The sequence below is a fragment of the Staphylococcus pasteuri genome (genome assembly GCF_030547725.1).
Taxonomy (GTDB): Bacteria; Bacillota; Bacilli; order Staphylococcales; family Staphylococcaceae; genus Staphylococcus; species Staphylococcus pasteuri.
This window is the reverse complement of record NZ_JAUOQO010000004.1, coordinates 175,259-196,574: the sequence shown is the minus strand read 5'-3', so window position 1 is coordinate 196,574 and position 21,316 is coordinate 175,259. Positions and strand designations below refer to the sequence as shown.

The window sequence follows — 21,316 nt, the reverse complement described above, 5'->3', positions numbered from 1 at the left end:
TTTAATAACTGAAAATGTTTAACTGTTTATCTTATAAATAAAAAGAGATTAAAAATGCGATAAATATCCAAAAAACACCCCTGCTAGCCATATGGTTAACAGGGGTGTTTAGTGTATTTAAATTTATAATATTTATCCATACAAATGCACCCCGTAAAGTTAGATTTTAGTCCAACCTTTGGGATGCAACATTATCTCACTTCTTAAATTTCTACGTCTTCTTCTATATTGGCTTCAAATTCATCAAGCAGTTCACGTGCTTCGGCTATCGATTTTGTCTCCATCAATTGGTGCCTCAACTGACTAGCGCCTTTGATACCTCTTACGTATATTTTGAAGAATCTACGTAAGCTTTTGAATTGTTTGGCTTCATCTTTATCATATTTTTGGAATAATGATAAATGTAGTCTTAACAATCCTAATAATTCTTTACTCGTATGTTCACGTGGTTCTTTTTCAAAGGCAAATGGATTGTGGAAAATACCTCTACCAATCATGACACCATCAACGCCATATTTTTCAGCAAGTTCAAGACCTGTTTGTCTGTCTGGAATATCACCATTAATTGTTAATAATGTATTCGGTGCAATTTCATCTCGCAATTGTTTAATGGCTTCGATGAGTTCCCAGTGTGCGTCGACTTTACTCATTTCTTTACGTGTACGAAGATGGATAGAAAGATTTGCGATGTCTTGTTCGAAGACGTGTCTCAACCAATCTCTCCATTCATCAATTTCATAATAACCTAATCTCGTTTTAACACTTACAGGTAATCCGCCTTCTTTAGTCGCTTGAATAATTTCAGCCGCAACTTCAGGTCTTAAAATTAAGCCAGATCCTTTACCTTTTTTAGCAACGTTTGCTACAGGGCAACCCATATTTAAATCAATACCTTTAAAGCCCATCTCTGCTAAACGGACACTTGTTTCGCGGAATTGCTCGGGTTTATCTCCCCATATATGTGCAACCATAGGCTGTTCATCTTCACTAAATGTTAAGCGTCCACGAACACTATGCACGCCTTCAGGATGACAAAAACTCTCTGTGTTTGTAAATTCAGTGAAAAACACATCCGGTCTAGCCGCTTCACTCACGACATGACGAAAGACGATATCCGTCACATCTTCCATAGGAGCTAAAATGAAAAACGGACGTGGTAGTTCACTCCAAAAATTTTCCTTCATAATATATTTAAACCTTCTTATCTATTAGTATCTCGTATTTTTATGCATGATGATATTACCACAAATCATGAACTTATACAAAAGGAATTTAGACAAGTCACCCACTTGATCCAAGGATGCCTAAGAGTAGTCTAAAATTCATATAATCATAAAACAAATGTCTACTCTATTCTATTATTAAGAAAGCATTATAACGTTTAAATTCCAATCAATCACATTATCCTTTAAATCCTAAACAACTATATATCCTATTACTGTGCATAAATAAAAAGTTGTGAAAATACCAATCAACTTAGATATTTTCACAACTTTTCTTAATCTCATTTAGAACCAAGCGTTTAATAACACATTTTTAAATGCTTCTGGCTGTTGTACATAACCAAAGTGGCCATTAGGTGTCTCAACAACATCAATATTTAATTGCTCAGCAATATATTGGTTAACTTTGTAAACAAAGTTCCCTTTAGATTCTTCTCCAGTTAGTAATGTGATTTTATCTTTATTACTCGCTAGGTTATCAATCGTCAAATTTGAATGAGTATATTGTCTAATTTCATATTCTGCCCAATATAAGATTTGTTTATTTTTCTCTTTTTGTTCTTCTTCATTTTTAGGCTTACTTGTAGATAAGTTATTTAAATCATCATTTGTTAAACATTTGGCTAACAAGGGATTTTAACGTACTTAAATTTATCTTATTACTTTCCTGACTATTTTACGCCAGCATATTCCATTATTTAACTTAATACTTGGAGGAGTTAGTTAAAATAACAAAGGGATTAAAATTACTGTTATCAATTGACCAACATTCATCAGTGCCTACACATATTAATTACTGACTTCTAATAATCGATCAATCGTTGTTCTCCATCTTTGAAGAACGTCTTCTGGATCTTTCAATGTAATAGTAATGCCTGTGTCAATATCCGCATATTTTGCAACATCTTCTTTGAAAGATTTAACATTTGCTTCAAAGCATGCTCTTTCAAAAGAATCTATCTGAATTTGAGCCATGAAGTTTACATCTAATTCGATGTAATTCACTTTATGATTATGAACGATAACAAGGCTTGCTTTTTTTAATTTTATAAGACTATTGGTTGTTTTTGTGTCGGGCCACAAGGCAATTCTAAGTTGCTCTGAATTCACTGCTACAACTTCCCCTACACTCACCATAGCAGTATGAGGGTAACCGTCTTCAGTCACAGATTGTAACATCATTGCTAAATCTTGCTTTTCATTTAACTGTTTACCATTGAGTAATTCAACAACTTCATTAGAAAGTTTCATAGACATTTCCTTTCTAAACTATTTAGATTTTAGTTCTGGGATAGGTGGAATTTGATCTAAGCTTTCGAATTCTTCAGGATTTAATTTAAATCTTTTATCGTACTTTTCTGGGTCTGTTATATGTTCACCCTCTGTGCTTCTCCATGAGAAAGTACAAGTATTACAAATGTGTACTTCCCATGCATCATCTTTAGGTGCTTTAGTTAATAATTCTACGTCTTTTGAATCACATCTTGGACACATCATATTATTTTTCCTCCCCATTTCTTAATTCATCTAATTTTTTAGTCCATGTATCTAAATTTTTAGGTGTTTCTAGTAAGTTAGTATCTCTCGCTTTGTCAGCACCTGTTGGCGTTGTTGCGTCGATGACTAATTTAGTATGCATACCAGCTGGTTCTGAAGATGGGTCTAGTGGCATACCTGGCGCTGCTGGCACTTTGAACACGTCTTTATCAGGTCTTACTCTTGTAGTAATTGCCCACATCACTTGTTCAAGATTGAATGGGTCAACAAACTCATCAACAATAATTGCGACTTTAGTATATGGCATACCATGTGGTGTTGAAAGTAAACGCATTGCGACTGCTTTACCATAACCACCAAGACGGGATTTAGTAGAAACGATTGTACCAATACCATGTGTATACATCGCATTCACTGCTTCAACTTCTGGGAAGTCTCGTTTCAATTGTTTGTATAGAGGTAAGCTTGTATTTAATGCCATTAGATAATCAATTTCAGTCCAAGGCATACCTAAATATAAGTTTTCAAAGATTGGATTAGTTCTATGTGTGATTTTAGTGATTTTAACTGTTGGCTATCTTCTTGCACCTGAATAACTACCAGGGAATTCACCAAATGGTCCTTCAATTTCACGTTTTCTTGGTTCAATATAACCTTCTAATACAATTTCACTTCGTGCAGGAATATCTAAATTACCATGTTCACTTTTAGTTAGTTCAATTGGTTCACCTTTTAATGCACCAGCGAAGTCATATTCAGATTGAACATATTCAATTGGAGTACTAGCCATGAAACTTAATACTGGGTCATTACCTAAACAAATTGCGATTGGTAGTGGTTCATCTTTTTCTTCAGCATGTTGTAAATGAACAGCGATATCATGAAAAGGAATTGGTTGGATACCTACTTTATCTTTACCTTTTACTTGGACACGATATGTACCAATATTTTGTTCATCATAATTATCAGGTTTGTCAGGGTCTTTACTTACGATTAATGCTTTTGATAAATAAAATCCTGCATCTGCTTCATTAATTCGGAATAATGGTAATACATCAAATAAATTAATTCCGTCTTCTTGAGTAATCACATTTTCTTTAACAGGGGCATCTTTTTTGTCTATCCATTCAGGTCCAATTGGATATTTGTCCCATTTTTCTTTTAAATTAAAGAATTGATCTTTGATAGAAGTATTTTTAGGTAATCCAAGCATTAACGCATGATTTTGCCAACTACCATGTACGTTCAATACTAGTGGTGTATTATAACCTTTAATGTTTTCTATCATTACTGCAGGTGCACTATCCATGTCTGGTGTTGCGCGACCAATTGCACTAATATCTGGTTCAGGCATAACTTCTTCTTTTACTCTTAATAATTGATTTTCTGACTCTAATAAGTCTAAAAACCCTCTTAAATCTTTATAAGCCATATCTGTCTCTCCTTTATTTTGATTTATTTAATCCTGTCCATACTTTTTCGTCAGGTAATCTATGAATATTAAATTGTGATAATAATCGATAAACGATATGATCAATCATTTCGTTTAAGTTTTTAGGATGATTATAAAAAGCGGGCATAGGTGGGAATATAGTAGCACCCATTTTTGATAGTTTAAGCATGTTTTCTAAATGTATTTGATTGAGAGGCGTTTCTCTTGTCATTAATACTAATTTTTTATTTTCTTTAAGAATGACATCTGCCGATCTAGTAATAAGATTATCTGCTAAACCTACACTAATAGAGGCTAAAGATTTCATACTACAAGGTGCTATAATCATGCCATCAACATTAAATGAGCCACTTGAAATCGCTGCACCTAAATCTTTATCTGAATAATGATAATCAGCTAGTTCACGTACTTCAGACGCACTATAGTCTGTTTCTTCTTTAATAGTAGTGATAGCCCAAGGTGACATAACTAGGTGTGTTTCTACATTTTCAACATCTTTTAAAACTTCTAACAATCTAATACCAAAAATGGCACCCGTTGCACCTGAAATTCCAACAATAATTTTCAATAGATATGACCTCCTCTCAATATCTATTATATGACTTAATATACTGATACAATAAATATATAATTAATATCGTATATATACTTAAAAGGTATGGGTGAGTAAAATGGAATTTCGTCAATTAAAATACTTTGTCACGATTGCTGATGCAGGCAGTATCACAAAGGCTGCTAAAACACTAAATATTTCACAACCACCATTGAGCAGACAGTTAAAAATATTAGAAGCTGAGCTAGGGTTTAAGCTATTTAAGAGAGTAAACAACAAAGGTATAGCGCTAACTGAACAAGGTGTATTCTTTTTAGAAAAAGCGAGAGAATTATTATATAAAACTGATAATATCATTATGCAAGCTAGAGAAATGGATGAAAAAGTTAATAAAAAACTTTCGATAGGAACGACGATATATTCTTCACAGTTAATGTTTAAGGATATTGAAAACTATCAATGTTTAATTACCGACAATATTAATTTTAATATTTGGGAAGAAGATAGTTTGAGTTTATTACATCTTTTAAATGATAGAAAAATAGATATCGCCTACATACACGAAACGGAAAGCTTTTCAGAAATTATGTATGTACCTATTATTGAAGATTATTGTGTCTATGTCGCTCCTATTAACAATGAAAGTCATTTAGGTAAAACGATATCTATTAACGAGATAGCTGAACTACCTTTAATTTTATTAGATTCCAATAATGGTACAGGTTTATACAAACAAATTGTTGATACACTTAAAACATATCAACTTAATCCGGAGATTTTATGTGAATGTCACGATTCTTCAGTATTATCACAACTTTTAGCCAGAGGATTTGGTGGAACGATCCTACCAAGTTCCCTGATTACCGATGAGATTAGAAAGAAATATACCGTTTTACCTATTCAAAATAACCCATGGAAACTAGAAATTAAACTAGCTTGGAAAAAAGATAATTACCAACCGACCCACTTATCAAAATATATAGACATGATATTAGAATGAACCTAAAAAGTCCCCTCACTATGACGAGTAGTGAAGGGATTTGTGCATATAATAAATGAAGTTTTTGGTGATAAATTATCGAGGGCGTTTCCTATTTTTTATGACCACTAATTTTAACTAAACCTCTTTCATAGTAACTATCCATCGTGACACATATTATTATATTCATGTTAATGTACTTAAATTTTGTAAATTAAAATCATATACTATACCTAATAATTCATACATTTTATGACAATTTATTTGTATTGTCTAAATACTAAGAATTATTCAAAAAATTATAGATGGGAGATATTTTTATGAAAACAACTAAAATTTTAGGGGCAACAACTTTAGCAGGCGCATTATTATTTACAGGGGTTAATGCACATGCTGCTGAAAGTCAAGTAACACCTAACAATGCAGCAAATATTGCTACTGACGTAATGAAAAAAGATGGTCAATCACCTGAAAACGTAAACTTTAGAAATGCTGAAGACAAAGGTGATTATTATTTCATTAATTATAGTAATAAATCTGGTGCCGGTGTTGGTGGTGTAAGAGTTTATAAAGATGGTACAGTTGAAGCAGTATCAGGTATTTTAGGTGCTGATGATGATAGTAAAGCTGAATTCGAAAAAGCAGGAAAATATGAATTTGCAACTACTCAAAACAACGATCAACAAACACCAGCTACTGACAACAATGTATCTACTCAAGCCACTGATAACACAGTAACTCAAGACAATACTCAAGCACAATCTGAAACTCAAGCTTTACCAGAAACTGGTGAAACATCTAACACAACTTTAGTAACTATGATTGCAGCAGTAATGTTAGCAGCAGGTTCATTATTAACTTTCAAACGCTTTTCTAAAGATAATAAATAAGTTCATATAGACTAATTTAGAGTACAAAGCAATGCTTTGTACTCTTTTTTTATCCCTATTATTTATGTTTTTCATAGCTCATCTGCCATTTTGGGGTGCTAATTTATCTCTTAATATTAAACAAATAACCATTAAAATAATAATTGGTATAAAGTAATAAAACGCATTTATTTTTGTAAAAAATTCAAGTCCAAAGTAAAGAACGAATAATACAGAAAAGATAATATTAAATAATAGTCTTAAGTTTCTTTTTGTCATACCTCATTCGAACCTCCACTCTAATTTTAGAAACTTGTCTCTCAAAATATATTTAAGCGAATATATTATTTATAAAATCTGTAAAGTAGGTTTCTAAAAAGGCTGCGATAATATATAGAGGTAAAGCAATTAAAACATAGATTTTGATTAGATTAGCAAAGGCTAATTTAATAGAATAATTAACTTTTTTAGTTTTTCTAAACATATTACTTACTTTTCTAACAATTGCTTGATTAAATTTATACAGTGCGCTGACTACGAAACAAAATGCTAGTAATTCTAGAATTGCATGTGGAATTGCACCAACTACCATTATTGTACCTTTGTGCAAGTCAAAGTTAATCGCAAAACCAAACATAATTCCAGTTATGACTGTAGTAGATATTAAATTTAAACAATATAAAAATGGAATTGGAATTAAAGAAAGTATGAACATTTGTAATGGAGTTTTAAGACCATTATTTACAATATATTGCCAAACTTTTTCTAAACCATGTGTTGCAGTTATATTAACTTTATCTCCAATATGTTTGAATGTCTCTAATGAAGGACTAAATATAAGCGCTAAAATAAAGGTAATTAACAAAACAATCATTGTACCTATGAATACTTTGAATGCACGTTTAACGTAACTGTCATCTTTAATTTCGAACACTATTTACACCTCATTAATGAAAATTCTTAAAATATTTTAACTCTATAAATAATTATCCTCTCTTATATTTTTAACATAAAATGATTTCTAGTTACCATTAATTTTTAATTTATTTTTTATTTTACAATCTGAATTTATTAATTATATTCCATATACATTAGATTCTGCTATAGAACTTTGTTAATCTGTTAGTATTTTATTCCTTCTTATTCTATTAAATATTTTAATATTACATGATTTAGTTAAATATAAATGTTATCGTAATCATAAAAGGAGTTTATTATATGAGATTATCTTGGATATTATGGTGGTGTGTATCCTCATTTTGGTTATTAATAATACTATTTATAGTAATATATTCCATGTTTAATGGACTCACTAGTGCAACATCTAGAGAATTGATGACATTCATTTGGTTATTGGTTGGCCTGTTTGGCATACCATTACTCATTCAACTAATTTGGTTAATAATAAATGTTTTTCTACAAAGAAATCATTAATATTGATTTATTAAAATATTTAACTCCAATTTTAATAAAAAGAATGCCATTGAAGGAGACGTTATTATGAAGCATCTTCGGAGATTTTTATTCTTTTTTATATTTATTTTTATAGTTCATTACGTTATTGACTGGATTTTAGCTAAAGATTTCTCATGGATTGACTGCCTAGCAACAAGTATTATATTAGCTTTGTTTTTTACTCCAACTTCTGATTTACTGAAGGATAAAAATAAATAAAAGTTTGATGCTAGTACTTATAGATGAAAGAGGTCGATGATATGTCTACGTTAAGAACTATTTTAATAATTTTTATATCTATTTTTGTTGGTAATATGGTATTGATGATTTTCGAAAGTGCTCCAATCAATATATGGATTGCTAGATTAATTGGTGGCATCGCATGTGCTATTACTGCCTTGATAATTACTCGCTATTATCAAAACAAAAAATCTAAAAATTGAAAAACTATTCAACTCAGATATTGACTTAAAATACAAAAGACAGCTTTTAATTAAGGTGTCTTTTTTCTGACTTTGCAATAAAACCTACATATTCTATAAGGTAATAAGACTTATATGATGAAATATAAAACAAAAAGTAGTATTTTAAAGTTGATGATTTCTATATGATTACTCGAAAAGGGGACTTCTTTATGCGGTTTATGGATATTTTTAAAAATTGGGCAAACGACTATGATCAAACAGTTAATGGTAATAACGAGGAATATTATGATGTATTTTATAACTATAACGATCTAATTTCACCAATATCTAAAAAGGTTTATGGTGATGTTCTAGATATTGGTGCTGGTACCGGAAATTTAACAGAGTTAATGTATAAAAATAATGATATAAAAAACATTTTGTCTATTGATCCTTCCAAAGAAATGCGCGAAGTTGCTAAAAAAGATAAGAATATCGATATTGAATATGGGCACTTTTTAGATATTCCTACAACTAAGAAATTCGATTTTATTGTTGCTTCATTTTCTTTCCATCACCTTACTTTTAAAGAGAAAGATGCTGCGTTTAAGAATATGAAAAGGCATTTAAATACGGATGGACATATTATTATATTAGATACGTTATTCAAAGATGAATTATCTAAAAAAGAAATTATAGAGAAATATACAAAAAAGAACTACATTAATTTAGTTGAAGACTTAAAAACTGAATACTATCCCTATCTAGAAGAAATAGACACTTTACTTAAGAAAAATGATTTCCAATATACTATCACTCAAAAAAATACTTTTGCATGGGAAATTATCATAGAAAACAAACGATGATTCAAAAGTTTAAAAATTAAAAGATGATTTGAGTCAAATGTTGACTTAAAATACAAAAGGCAACTTAATAAAAGTTGCCTTTAATACTGTCTATTCGATTATACGAGTTAAAAACATATAATTCTTATTATTGTTTAATTTTTTTAAGAATAAAAGAAACACAAGCACATACTACGATTAGACCAATTAATATAGCTCCAGAAATTAAAGTATTTCCTGTCCATTCAATTCCCAACTCTGAACTACCATTACTTTCAAAATTAGCGTAAGAATTAAATATCAATAATAATAAGAGACCAATGCTTGAAACCACACCAACAACATCAAAAATGAATTTAGTATATGGATACTTTATGTTTTTAGTTAGCATATTTTCCACACCCTTTTTTCTTCAACATAACATATTAATCTTTATGTGTAATCGGTATATATGAATTATTCATTTTAATTTAATATTTTTCACTTTGAATATATTAATCTAATTCCTTTGTTTTTATAAAAATACATAAAATATGTAGATAAATATTGTATTTTTAAGTTATCATAAATTATGAGAAGTATTTTAATGAAAAGAGAATTTTTTACGATAAAACATTATATTCAATAATAAAACTAGATGAATAGAAATGTGTAATCATTAGCTATCCCGTTAGAAAAACCTTATTTAAAAAAATAGAATTTTAAAAGTAACGTGAAAGGTTGACTATACTATGACTAAATCTAAAATAAGAACTATTTCTTTTTTACTGTTAACTTTATTTGTAATCGTATATGGAATACTTGTCATTACAACAGATTACATTAATGCTCTATATTCATTGCTATTTGTTGCTATTGTCGCAGTATGGGGATTTACCACAGATATTTTAACTAAACCTAATAAGGAAGATGATGAACATAACAACAACTAAAGTGAATTTATAGAGGTGAAACATAATATATGGAAAACCATAAATCAATGCTTATTTTAACCACTATTTTATTTTTAATTTGTTTAACCGTTGCTGCCTATTTCATTTTTTATGAGCATAACTATTTGGCTAGTTTATATCCATTAATTTTGGCTTTTGTAGATAGCGTTAAATTTTATACATCATATCAAAAATTAAAAGAACATAAATAATTAAAACAAATGAGGTGTTTTAACATGAACGCTGAAACTTTATTCATGATCATGATTTGTTGTGGTTTATTACCGATAATCATTTCTATGAACGAACGTAATAAGAAAAATAAAAAATAGACTAAATTATTATAGATAAATGTATCCCCTCAAAGTTAGATTCCAATTCTAATTTTGAGGGGATTTTTCGTTGATAAACCATACAAATTTCGTTTTAAAAATAAAACCATAAATATAAAGAACATATGCCGTATTCACTTTTCAAAAAAATCATCTATTTTTCTAAAACAGTCCGCTATACATATTAGCTATGTTTTATTCGAGATTTAAACCAAATCATTCCTAATACCGCTGATAACGCGCATGATAGTGTTAGTAATACAATATGACTGTTTTCTATTAAAATGCCTCCAACAACAGAACTTAATGTGATGCCTAAGTACATGGCAGTTTGATTCCAAGACATGGCACTGCCTGATGTTTCACGATGACGTTTAGATATAAAGGCTTGAAAGGCTGAAAATACAATATAGCCACTTATACCTAATAATGTTAATAAAGGATAAACTAGATAGATATTTTTAAACGTAATACCTACTAGTACTAAAGCAATGGCTAGTCCGATAAATGTGCTAGAAATCAATGTATTATTTTTTAAGCGATCGGAAAGTACGCCACCTAGTAGACTTCCTACAAGTGCTCCCACACCATAAAATACAAAGGCAACACCCACAATACTTGAATTTAAATGATTAATATCTCGTAGTGCACTGCCTAAATAAGTGTATAAACCGTAAATCGCAAATGCCCAAAATGTAGTCACAACAACATCTTTGATAATAGGAGAAAGTGTTTTAGCATCAAGCTGACGAGCACTTCCAGAATTAATATGATTCGGATATATAAATATGATCAAAATAGCACTGATGATCGAAGCTATTGAAAGATATAAAAATACAGTTCTCCAATTTGTAATGTTACTTAAAAGATTTCCTAGTGGAGCACCAATCCAAATTGAAGTTAAAAATCCAGAAGTTGCTATTGATAGCCATAATCCTTTTTTAGAAGACGGTGCGAGATCCCCTGTTATCGCAAACACTGAAGATGTAATCATAGACGCAGAGGTACCAGCAATAATTCTACTAATTAACAGTAATACAAAGTTTGGAGTTAAAAACGTTAAAAAATTAGATAAAGCAAAGAAGATTGAACCAACGACTATATTACGTTTTTTCCCCCATTTATCCGCTAATATCCCAAATATTGGAGCCATGATAGCATACATAATTGAAAATACTGTCACAGACCAACTAGCTTCATATTTAGAGATATCAAAATTTTGTTGAATGTTTGGCAACAAAGGCGATATGACAAATAAATCCGTACCAATGATAAATAACGTAATCCATGAAATTACTAATTCTAGTATTTTAGTAATTTTAATATTCACGACCAACACCTCTAAAATTTATTATCTATATATAATTGTAATCCTTTTAATTTGAATTTTAAAATTAATTACAATTAATCAATTAATGGATTATATTTTTAAAGGATAACAATATTATTTAGACATTTAAGGAGATATACGAAAGCAATCACCCCAAAGGTGGATATTCAATCCACCTTTGGGGCTTTTTAAATACATTAATAACCCTTTCAATTTCATTCGACAATTCATAAATCAACACACCACTAAACCAAAATCGAAATTATTTTTTCAAAGAAAAAATAATTTTTAACTGCACGTTCTCTCCTTATACTGCAACACATCCCTATCCCCTCCTCCAAATGAAACTTTGTTCATTCCAAAGTTCAAGTTCAAGAGAAACAATTTTCAATTGTTTCTTAGTTTACAACTTGAATACGTAAAAAAGGATGAAGAGACATGACATATATTCAAGTTTATATTGAACTATTAATAAAACACAGTGCCCCACCATAATCACAAATCAATCATTACTAAGACGACTAGAACCACGACACATTTTGTCAGTGGTTCTATTTTTATTTCTACCAACTTAAAACACTCAAAACATCATGATAAAGCGTTTTAAATCCATATCTACAAAATCATTGAAACGACAATTATCAAGCAACTTTTTCAATATAATATGGCTAGGGAGGGCACGACACTGTGGGGTACAAAACAAAAAGAATTTTATCTATTTATAAAAAATTGTTATCTAACCATCACGTGAACGTTAAACATATGGCTGGATTTTTTAATACAAATGAACGCACGATTCAAAGAGATATTAAAGATATTAAGTCATTTTTAAATACACATAATCAAACAATAATATATGAAAAATCAACATGTAATTATTATTTATCACATCAATTCACCCAAGACGATGACCCTACTTATATCAATGTAACTTATGAAATGACTTATCAACTCTATAGACAATTAAACAAACAATATGAAACGTATACCATTCAAAGAACGCGTCAAACAATCACAGTGGTACTTGCGATATCAGAATCTGATGCACTTAACCTCTGTTTCATGTATCGACATTCTTTACGTATGGTTTCACCTCAAACATTAATTGAGACATTTAGCAAAGAATTATGGAAATTACAAAATAATTATATATTAAACAAAATTTAAAGGAGATTAACCACATGAAAAAAATTCTAATACTATTAACTTTACTAATTACTTTTGCGGCGGCTTGTTCTAATGGCCCCGCAAAACAAGCTGAAGGAAAATGGAAAAACAGTGAAGGTCAAGAACTGACAGTTAAAGACGATAAATTAAAAGTTAACATTGAAGGATCTACAGTTGAAGGAACGATTAAAGACGATGAAGACCATAAAGATTTAGCTAAGATCAAATTGGTAGGTGAAACAGCTTACGTTAAAGTCAAAGATGACACACTTACAGTTACCGAAGAACCCGGTGAAGCAGCAGATGACGAAACTACATTCACACGTGTGAAATAATATTTTAAATTCAAAGGATGTTTTTTATAGTGAAAAGAATTTTAGTAAGTATATTAGGTGCAACATTACTATTAACAGCTTGTAGTACATCACATCAAGACGACGGTCAGTCTAACTCAAGTCACAAAGCGGAATCAGACAAACATCAAACTAAGGATAGTTCACATCATTCAACTAAAACTGTTCAACTTAAACAATTGTTAGACAATCCAAAAGAACAATTAATCGTTACATTAAAAAACGATAGTGTTCCAAGTGAAAAAGTATCTAACAACGATTTCATCAAACATCCAAAAGATAGTTTGAAAAAATTCAGTATCACTAATATTGGCTATATTAAAGACGGACAAGGTTACAATTATAGCGACAAAATCAATGATCAAGTAAGTTTTGATCAACTCGTTAGTACTGATGTTTCAGATATTGACCGTAAATTAACTAAGCTAACAGAATATGAGATGAATCATGGCATTAATGATGACCAAAATAAAGTCAACATTAAATACGAGCCTTCTGATTTGAAAACTATTTTATACACTAAAAAAGGTGACGCTCTCAAAGAAGACGTGCGATTAGCCGATTATCAAAGAGAAATGGATATGAGTGGTGACATTAGTGAAGAAAAAACAGATTGGCTATCTAACCATAACAAAATTGATGAAGATGGCTTAAAAAGTAACTTCCCTCAATCGTCAGACTACGAAATCGAGCCATTTGAATATAAAGGTAAAACATTTGCCGGATTTGCGAAATTAACGAGTGATGTTGATAATGACAATCAACCTAAAATTGATCAATATATTTCAGAATTAACATTAGTTGAAGTACCAAAAAATACTAAAGTCACTAAAGATGACAAAGATAACGTAACTAAAGTCATTGATTATAACGATACCGATTCTGGCAAACAAGAGAAAGACAAAGAAGATCATTCATTCGACAATTTATAAACTTCTATGTATAGGCACCATTAATCACTGTATTTATGGTGTCTTTCATTTTATAAATCATTATCTTATTTCATTTTATAAATCATTATCTTATTTCATTTTAAAAAACCTGTATTGGGAGGTTAAAAACCATGACGAACTATTTATCTAAATTTATATTTTACGATTAATCATCACTGTGAAATATAAATAAAAATCACAAAAATAATGAGGAGTGCATTTAAAATGAAAAAATTAACTATGTTAGGTGCCACAACAGTAGCAGGAACGTTATTATTTACAGGTCTAGGAACAGCACATGCCGACCAAGTCATCAATGACGCAAATGTTAAGAAATATGCAGAACAAACAATTGGTTCAAAATATAATAATGCAGGTAAAATCACTGCAGGTAATATTGAAGATAAAGGCGATTATTACACGTTAGGATTCGGTACGGAAAAAGATAACGGAATTGCATCTGCAAAAGTTTACAAAGATGGTCGCGTCGTTGGTAATAATCCTCAAGAACCAACAAAAAGTATTGTTTACGCTAAAGCACAAAACCAACCTACTCAAAATAATAACCAATCAGAAAAAGCGACTAACAATACAGTAAATACTCAACAAAACGAACAACAAACACAAGCTACAAATAGTAATGCTACAACTCAAAACAATACCCAAGACCAAGCTAAAGCATTGCCAGAAACAGGACAATCTAATACAACATTCGTTACAACATTAGCAGCTATTTTATTAGCTGTAGGTTCATTATTAACATTCAGACGTGTATCTAAAAACCAATAACAACTAACTATGGAAGTATTCAATGTGCACCCAAAAATTGGACTAAAAATCTAAATTTGTGGGTGCATTTTTAACATAGGTTCGTATAAATAAGTAATTGTTTTTATACACAATTTTTGTGTATAAATTCACGAAAAAATATTATCATAAACAAACAAAAAGCACAAAAAGATACACCTTTGATGTTGTTATGTGTAAATGTAGTAAGCTAGTATATAGATAACAAAAAACCAGTTCGTAAAAACGAACTGGACATAAAACTTAGTTAACGTATTGTGAACTCGTCAACTCTATGTGTTATTACTTCTTTTATATTTTACTCTCGTACTCCAATACGAGGGCTTATTTTTTATATTCATCTTTATAACTAAATAGATAGTTCCAATAATACTAAAAGCCAAAGATAAACCTAAATCGAAGTTTATCGTCATATAGACATCACCTCACTTTCTTAGTTTAAGTGATGACATATGACAATTTTGTTAACTAATATTTTAAAATCTTTATTATACATAGTAGACAGACTTGCTTAAAGTTAAGGTTTTTTACCTAAATTTCGTCTTTTCTTTTGAATATGCACGGTTATTGGATTAAATACAACTCGATAAAATTAAAATATTTTTTAAAATAATACAACTTGACTTAGCAAAGTAAAGTTAATTAATTCTATCACGATTGTTATAGTTTTTAGTTTCAAAACAAGCAAAAACAATAAATATAACCATTGTGATAAATAATATAATTCTAGGAATTAATAAGATGTATGAATAAAACATATTTTCATTAAAGACCAAGCTTCCGATAATTAACACATAAGGTATAAATATTGGTTTATTAACATCCCTCATTCTTCTAACTCCACTTGATAAAATAGGTAAGAAGATAATTACTCTTAAAATAAAAATTAGTAGTGTAGACCTGCTAAGTATTCCACTTACTAATGCTAATGAAATATCATGAAATAAAAAAGCCCACCAAAATCCTCTACGTGATGTGACACCTTTATAATTAAATATATTTTTCCAAGTATCTAAATATAATTCCCACGGGTTTTTAGTAGGGAAATCATTATTCTTTAATTGTTTATCATTATTAAAGCTTTCATCTGGATGTTGATAGTTGTCATATTCAACATTATTTAATGGAGTTCCACAATGTTCACAAAATTTTGATCCTCTTGTTAATTTATTTCCACAATTCGAACAATACATAAATTTATTTCCTCACATTAATTAATTCTCTCTCTATTTTCAGTATTTTTAGTACGTTGGCAAGCAAAAACAATAAAAACTATAGTTAAAGGTATCACAGCAATTTGCATAACACCGCTTAAATAATCCCCAACCATAACTGGCTGGAAAAACCATTGAACTACTATAGGGATTATTCCCCAATATATTGATTTATTAGTATCTCTCATTCTTCTTGCACTAATAGCAACTAAAGGTAGGTATAAGATACCTATTAATAACAATTCTAAAATACTATCAGTAGCTTGTATTAAGAGTACAAATAGAGTAAGGACTATACCAATAATTACATGAATTAAATATGTCCACCAAAATCCTCGACGAGAAGTAATACCTTGATAATTAAAAGCATTCTTCCAAGCGTCTACATATAATTCCCATGGATTCTTTTGTGATTTAGTTTGCTGAATAGATTGAGTTTGATTGTAGTAATTATTTTCTTGATAACCTTGATTAGAGCTATCGTTATTAATTGGCGTACCACAATTAGCACAAAATCTAGTATTACTTTCTAACTTATTTCCGCAATTTGGACAATACATATTATTTTAATCTCCTAATCTTATTAATTATTTTTTAATAACCGGCCTGGGCTTTCTCACTATCAGTTCTTTCTTTCCAATCATTAAAACTTTCATCTTCATCTGCATAATTCCAAGCAGCTCCACCACCACCTGCACCATTAGCTTTTTGTTCAGGTGTTAGGTGAGTTACAGCGTGCTGACTTTCTTTAGCGTTTAAGTAATCTTGATATTCTTTACTATTACTGTTAGCGTCATTAGAGACTTTTTCAGCATATTCAGAGTTGCTCATTCCATTATGTTCTGAACGACTTTCATTTTGCATACGTTCATTGGCTTCGGCTTGTGTCTCTTGTTGGTTATTAGAATTATTTGAAGCTTCTTGAGTACTATTATTTTGTTGATTGCTCTCATTAGAATTATTTTCTGTAGAATTATTTGTAGTTTTATCTTTTGATTTCTCTTTCTTACTATCTTTCTTTTTTTCTTCTTGTTTATCTTTAGATTCTTTATTATTATCACTATCTTTTTGACCACAACCAGTTAATAATAAAGTAATAGCTAAACTAGGTACTGCTAAATATTTAATTTTCATGTTTCTCCATCCTTTTTGTTTAGTAACAATATTTTAACACAATATTATTTGTTTTTTACTATAGTTATAACATTTTTACAAATTAATTTAATATATTGTTAAACTATATACATGGAGTAAAATTTCAAAAATCCGCATAATAAAAAAGACAATTTCTAAATAGAAATTGCCTTTTAACTCCAATCGAAGAAAGTAATATCTCCGACCTTTATTCACTTTTTTATTTTTGTATTACTATTTTTTAATGATTCTTTTATAATATCTCTATTTAATCTTGATAACGTGACACGACTGTTGCGATACCTTGTCCGCCACCAATACATAATGAAGCAAGTCCTGTTTGTTTGTCCTCATTTAATTGATGTAAAAGTGTTACTAAAATACGTGCACCTGATGCGCCGATAGGATGACCTAACGCAATTGCGCCGCCTTTAGTATTAACTTTATCTTCTGGTAATTGAAGTTCTTGATTTACAGCTAAGGCTTGTGATGCAAATGCCTCGTTTAATTCAAATACATCAATGTCATCTACTGATTTATTTGTACGTTGTAATACTTTATTAACCGCTTCAACTGGTCCAATACCCATAATAGAAGGATCAACACCACTTGTACCGAAACCATCTAACACTGCGATAGGTTTGATGTTTAATTCTTTAGCTTTATCTTCAGTCATCACTAACATCACAGATGCCCCGTCGTTAATACCTGAAGCGTTACCTGCTGTCACTGAGCCATCCTTTTTAAAGACTGGTCTTAAATGACTTAATTTATCCGCTGTTGTTCCTTTTCGAACACCTTCATCTTGAGATACTACTAAAGGTTCACCTTTACGTTGTGGTACTTCAACTGGGACAATCTCTGCGTCAAAAGCGCCACTATTTTGTGCTGCTTCTGCTTTTTGTTGGGATTGAGCTGCAAATTCATCTTGAGCTTCACGGCTGATGTTATATTTGTCGACTAAGTTTTCAGCAGTAATACCCATATGATAGTCATTAAAGACGTCCGTTAGACCATCTGCTACCATACTATCGACTAATTTTTGGTCGCCCATTTTAAATCCAAAGCGCGCATTTTTCATTAGCATTGGGGACTGTGACATGCTTTCCATACCGCCTGCGAGTACGACTTCATTATCGCCAGCTAAAATAGATTGATAAGCAAGTTGAATCGATTTCAAACCTGATCCACATACTTTATTAACTGTAAATGATGGTACTGTTTCTGGTAAGCCACCTTTCATCGCCGCAATTCGTGCAGGGTTTTGTCCTTGGCCAGCTTGTAAAACATTGCCTAAGATAACTTCATTAATTTCTTTAGGATCGATATTTGTTGTTTTTAAAATGTGTTGTATTAAAGTTGCTCCTAATTCGTAGGCAGGTAGGTCTTTAAATGCACCTCCAAAAACGCCAATTGGTGTACGATATGCTTCAGCTAAAACGATTCTAGACATAAGACATATTCATCTCCTTCTCATTTATATATAGGTATGTCATGTTTTCATCATTAATGAATAAATCAACGTTTCCTCACCCATAACATCATGGATAAATCACTCATCAATTGAGTTAACATGAAAAGTTAGTGACTAAATTTTTATTTACTCATTGTTGATATTTTACCAAAATCTTATTCACATTTACCAGAAAGAGCCTATTAACAAGCAGCATTATTTTAAATTAAAACAGCAATTGAAAATGAAACACTAGAGTATTCACATAGTTCTTTAAAATGATTAAAATAGTATTCAGCATTTAAAAATAAATCTATAGACTAATACGTCATATTTATAGCGAGACCCCCGAGAAAACCGTACTAGTTGAAGACCCTAGAAATATTCACGGATTTATCTGTGTCGTATTTCTGGCTAAAACTGAACCTTGGGAAGGGTACTAATTGAAAGCAGTATATAAAAATAAACCAACTAAAGTTGGAGGCTTTAGTTGGTTTTATATGTTGGTCTGTTTATATTTTATATTTTTTAGCTTACATTATAACTCTTCGTTAAGGTTTGGGTTTAGGTTCGATTATGATTTATAACCGAAATCTGGAATATTATGCCAACGCTCTTTAAAGTAATGTGCGATAGCTTTTGGCTTACGATCACGAGTGAAGATACCTTTTTTATTACCTTGAACACGGATAATACCATTTGATGTTTCAAAATCAGCAAAGTTCCATGTTTGTTCACCAATAAATTGAGGATATTGATCCATCACTTCATGATTGGCTTTATAGTATCTTAATTGATATTCTTCTGTAAACATTTGATCATCAATCGCATGCATACCTGCAACTGTATCAGCGCCATATTCTGTAAACATAATTGGTTTATTAGGTTGACGCTTAGACCATTCAGACAATTCTTTATCCAATGCTTCTTTAGCACTTTCTAAATCACCTGATTGTGTGTACCAACCGTAATATCTATTGAGACAAAGTACATCAACTAAATCTTGTACTTCACAAACATCTGGTTGCGCCATTAGAATTGTAACAATTGTCACTGGTCTATTTTGTGGATCTTTTTCTCTTGCTAGGTTAATAAATGGTTCAAAGTATTCTTTCGCACCTTTTTCATTAGAAGCTGGTTCATTCGCAATAGACCACATTACTACACATGCGTGATTTTTATCTCTTTCAATTAATCCTTCAATCACTTCTTTGTGCGCTTGATGTGTTTGAATATCTTTCCACGTATCTTGTTGTTCGGCATCACCAATAAGTTCGACTGCGAAGTTAAGATGAATACCAACACCAGTTGTTTCATCAATCACAACAATACCTTGTTCATCAGCTAGACGCATCATTTCCTCTGAATAAGGATAGTGTGATGTTCTAAATGAGTTTGCGCCAATCCATTTCATCAAGTTAATATCCATCACATTAGCTGATTCATTTAAGCCACGTCCATTATAAAAAGTATCTTCGTGTTTACCGAATCCTTTAAAGTAAAATGGCTTATTATTAATTAAGAATTGACCGTTTTTCACTTCAACTGAACGAATACCAAAACGTTCAGTATAAACATCCACGCACTCAGTACCATTTAATAATTCTACTTTCATATTGTATAAATAAGCATTCAATGGTTCCCATAGACGTGGATTTTCAATAGTAATCTGACCTTCAGTACCCTCATGTTCAGCGACTACTGTTCCTTCTTCATCTAAAACAGTTACTTTAACTTTGTCGATTTGATCACCGTGTTGTTGTGTGCTCACTTTGTAATTCACAATACTTTGTGATTCACTTTTTACTTCAGGATTAATAACAATGTCCTCAATATAAGTTTGAGGTGTTGAATAAATTTTCACTGGGCGATGAATACCTGAGTAGTTAAAGAAGTCAAAGTTAGGTACATTGACAGGTGTCACATTGCCGTATTTATCTGTACGTTCACTATAGTTTCCTACAGGTAATGTACTGTGTGTCAGAACATTGTTCACAACAACTGTTAAACGGTGTGCACCAACAGTAGCGATATCAGAAATATCCGCTTCAAATGGTAAGAATCCACCTGAATGTGTCACGACTTCTTGACCATCGATATAAACTTTAGCATGATGTGTCACAGAGCCGAATCTTAATACAATGCGTTCACCTTTTAGATGTTTAGGAATAATGATGTCGCGTTCATAACATACATCACCTACGTGAGTTCTAATAGTTTGAATCACACCTTGATCATTAAATGAACCGGGAACAGCCATTACCTCATCTGTATCTAAAGGTTGGCTTACATCAATTTTCTCTTGATGCTGAATTAATTTAAATTTCCATGTTCCACATAAATCAAGTAGTTGTCTTGTTTCTGTAAATATTGGATATAACAAC

The 21,316-nt window shown here is 30.8% G+C and carries 25 protein-coding genes and 1 pseudogene; 11 read left to right on the top strand and 15 right to left on the bottom strand.

The genetic code is table 11. The annotated features are described in order from the left end of the window. Window positions 1-203: 203 nt before the first annotated feature. The 6 genes and pseudogenes from Q4528_RS05990 to Q4528_RS05965 all read right to left on the bottom strand — a co-directional run bounded on the left by Q4528_RS05990 (window position 204) and on the right by Q4528_RS05965 (window position 4,741). The gene (locus Q4528_RS05990; protein ID WP_046467349.1) at window positions 204-1,184 is read right to left on the bottom strand and encodes a tRNA dihydrouridine synthase; all 981 of its coding nucleotides are present in this window, start codon (window positions 1,182-1,184) and stop codon (window positions 204-206) included. 324 nt (window positions 1,185-1,508) lie between these two features. Further along, window positions 1,509-1,853, bottom strand: a complete 345-nt coding sequence (locus tag Q4528_RS05985; protein WP_052728893.1) for a hypothetical protein — start codon at window positions 1,851-1,853, stop codon at window positions 1,509-1,511. A gap of 159 nt (window positions 1,854-2,012) precedes the next feature. Then, window positions 2,013-2,480 (bottom strand): hypothetical protein, encoded by a 468-nt coding sequence (locus Q4528_RS05980; RefSeq protein ID WP_046467348.1) that lies wholly within the window; start codon window positions 2,478-2,480, stop codon window positions 2,013-2,015. A gap of 12 nt (window positions 2,481-2,492) precedes the next feature. Beyond that, the gene (locus Q4528_RS05975; RefSeq protein WP_046467347.1) at window positions 2,493-2,720 is read right to left on the bottom strand and encodes a non-oxidative hydroxyarylic acid decarboxylases subunit D; all 228 of its coding nucleotides are present in this window, start codon (window positions 2,718-2,720) and stop codon (window positions 2,493-2,495) included. 1 nt (window position 2,721) lies between these two features. Next, window positions 2,722-4,152: pseudogene (locus tag Q4528_RS17155) on the bottom strand (non-oxidative hydroxyarylic acid decarboxylases subunit C). Between the two features lie 13 nt (window positions 4,153-4,165). Beyond that, on the bottom strand, window positions 4,166-4,741 hold the full coding sequence (locus Q4528_RS05965) for a UbiX family flavin prenyltransferase (protein ID WP_046467345.1): 576 nt from the start codon (window positions 4,739-4,741) through the stop codon (window positions 4,166-4,168). A gap of 103 nt (window positions 4,742-4,844) precedes the next feature. On the opposite strand from Q4528_RS05965, the gene Q4528_RS05960 reads away from it, so the two are divergent. Then, a complete protein-coding gene (locus tag Q4528_RS05960; protein WP_046467344.1) occupies window positions 4,845-5,726 on the top strand; it encodes a LysR family transcriptional regulator in 882 nt (293 codons plus the stop codon). A 299-nt stretch (window positions 5,727-6,025) separates the two neighbouring features. Then, window positions 6,026-6,595 carry an LPXTG cell wall anchor domain-containing protein gene (locus tag Q4528_RS05955; RefSeq protein WP_046467343.1) on the top strand — a complete coding sequence of 190 codons (570 nt, stop codon included), beginning with the start codon at window positions 6,026-6,028 and terminating at the stop codon, window positions 6,593-6,595. Between the two features lie 310 nt (window positions 6,596-6,905). Here Q4528_RS05955 and Q4528_RS05950 read toward each other — a convergent pair whose 3' ends face one another. Together Q4528_RS05950 and Q4528_RS05945 are read right to left on the bottom strand one after the other, a co-directional pair. Then, on the bottom strand, window positions 6,906-7,508 hold the full coding sequence (locus tag Q4528_RS05950; protein WP_177244147.1) for a stage II sporulation protein M: 603 nt from the start codon (window positions 7,506-7,508) through the stop codon (window positions 6,906-6,908). A 280-nt stretch (window positions 7,509-7,788) separates the two neighbouring features. Next, a complete protein-coding gene (locus Q4528_RS05945) occupies window positions 7,789-7,920 on the bottom strand; it encodes a hypothetical protein (protein ID WP_303520843.1) in 132 nt (43 codons plus the stop codon). Between the two features lie 154 nt (window positions 7,921-8,074). Here Q4528_RS05945 and Q4528_RS05940 point away from each other — a divergent pair, with 154 nt between their 5' ends. The 3 genes from Q4528_RS05940 to Q4528_RS05930 all read left to right on the top strand — a co-directional run bounded on the left by Q4528_RS05940 (window position 8,075) and on the right by Q4528_RS05930 (window position 9,299). After that, complete coding sequence (locus Q4528_RS05940) at window positions 8,075-8,248, top strand: hypothetical protein (RefSeq protein ID WP_197073467.1); 174 nt, start codon at window positions 8,075-8,077, stop codon at window positions 8,246-8,248. 41 nt (window positions 8,249-8,289) lie between these two features. Beyond that, window positions 8,290-8,472 carry a hypothetical protein gene (locus tag Q4528_RS05935; RefSeq protein WP_046467340.1) on the top strand — a complete coding sequence of 61 codons (183 nt, stop codon included), beginning with the start codon at window positions 8,290-8,292 and terminating at the stop codon, window positions 8,470-8,472. A 191-nt stretch (window positions 8,473-8,663) separates the two neighbouring features. Next, the gene (locus tag Q4528_RS05930) at window positions 8,664-9,299 is read left to right on the top strand and encodes a class I SAM-dependent methyltransferase (protein ID WP_303520839.1); all 636 of its coding nucleotides are present in this window, start codon (window positions 8,664-8,666) and stop codon (window positions 9,297-9,299) included. Between the two features lie 127 nt (window positions 9,300-9,426). Here the strand turns inward: Q4528_RS05930 and Q4528_RS05925 are convergent, their stop codons facing one another. Further along, window positions 9,427-9,669, bottom strand: coding sequence for a hypothetical protein (locus tag Q4528_RS05925; protein ID WP_046467338.1), 243 nt, complete (start codon window positions 9,667-9,669; stop codon window positions 9,427-9,429). Between the two features lie 340 nt (window positions 9,670-10,009). Between Q4528_RS05925 and Q4528_RS05920 the strand changes: the two genes are divergently transcribed. Beyond that, window positions 10,010-10,210, top strand: a complete 201-nt coding sequence (locus tag Q4528_RS05920) for a hypothetical protein (RefSeq protein ID WP_046467337.1) — start codon at window positions 10,010-10,012, stop codon at window positions 10,208-10,210. Window positions 10,211-10,239: 29 nt separating this feature from the next. Then, entirely contained in the window at window positions 10,240-10,422 is a 183-nt protein-coding gene (locus Q4528_RS05915) for a hypothetical protein (RefSeq protein WP_017637598.1), read from the top strand. A gap of 304 nt (window positions 10,423-10,726) precedes the next feature. On the opposite strand, the gene Q4528_RS05910 is transcribed toward Q4528_RS05915, so the two are convergent. After that, complete coding sequence (locus tag Q4528_RS05910) at window positions 10,727-11,872, bottom strand: MFS transporter (protein ID WP_017637596.1); 1,146 nt, start codon at window positions 11,870-11,872, stop codon at window positions 10,727-10,729. Window positions 11,873-12,559: 687 nt separating this feature from the next. On the opposite strand from Q4528_RS05910, the gene Q4528_RS05905 reads away from it, so the two are divergent. The 4 genes from Q4528_RS05905 (at window position 12,560) to Q4528_RS05890 (ending at window position 15,113) form a co-directional block, all read left to right on the top strand. After that, a complete protein-coding gene (locus Q4528_RS05905) occupies window positions 12,560-13,039 on the top strand; it encodes an HTH domain-containing protein (protein WP_017637594.1) in 480 nt (159 codons plus the stop codon). A gap of 14 nt (window positions 13,040-13,053) precedes the next feature. Beyond that, window positions 13,054-13,374, top strand: a complete 321-nt coding sequence (locus Q4528_RS05900) for a hypothetical protein (protein ID WP_017637593.1) — start codon at window positions 13,054-13,056, stop codon at window positions 13,372-13,374. 29 nt (window positions 13,375-13,403) lie between these two features. Beyond that, complete coding sequence (locus Q4528_RS05895) at window positions 13,404-14,324, top strand: membrane lipoprotein lipid attachment site-containing protein (RefSeq protein ID WP_017637592.1); 921 nt, start codon at window positions 13,404-13,406, stop codon at window positions 14,322-14,324. 225 nt (window positions 14,325-14,549) lie between these two features. After that, a complete protein-coding gene (locus Q4528_RS05890) occupies window positions 14,550-15,113 on the top strand; it encodes an LPXTG cell wall anchor domain-containing protein (RefSeq protein ID WP_038978326.1) in 564 nt (187 codons plus the stop codon). A gap of 656 nt (window positions 15,114-15,769) precedes the next feature. Here the strand turns inward: Q4528_RS05890 and Q4528_RS05885 are convergent. The 5 genes from Q4528_RS05885 to uidA form a co-directional block, all read right to left on the bottom strand. Then, window positions 15,770-16,324, bottom strand: coding sequence for a zinc-ribbon domain-containing protein (locus tag Q4528_RS05885; protein WP_046467336.1), 555 nt, complete (start codon window positions 16,322-16,324; stop codon window positions 15,770-15,772). A gap of 17 nt (window positions 16,325-16,341) precedes the next feature. Next, on the bottom strand, window positions 16,342-16,905 hold the full coding sequence (locus Q4528_RS05880) for a DUF805 domain-containing protein (protein WP_017636677.1): 564 nt from the start codon (window positions 16,903-16,905) through the stop codon (window positions 16,342-16,344). 34 nt (window positions 16,906-16,939) lie between these two features. Beyond that, window positions 16,940-17,479 (bottom strand): hypothetical protein, encoded by a 540-nt coding sequence (locus Q4528_RS05875; RefSeq protein ID WP_303520830.1) that lies wholly within the window; start codon window positions 17,477-17,479, stop codon window positions 16,940-16,942. Window positions 17,480-17,747: 268 nt separating this feature from the next. Next, window positions 17,748-18,932: an acetyl-CoA C-acetyltransferase gene (locus tag Q4528_RS05870; protein WP_154875764.1), complete on the bottom strand. Its 1,185-nt coding sequence runs from the start codon at window positions 18,930-18,932 to the stop codon at window positions 17,748-17,750. A 574-nt stretch (window positions 18,933-19,506) separates the two neighbouring features. After that, window positions 19,507-21,315 (bottom strand): beta-glucuronidase, encoded by a 1,809-nt coding sequence (gene uidA, locus Q4528_RS05865; RefSeq protein ID WP_303520823.1) that lies wholly within the window; start codon window positions 21,313-21,315, stop codon window positions 19,507-19,509. Window position 21,316 lies beyond the last annotated feature (1 nt).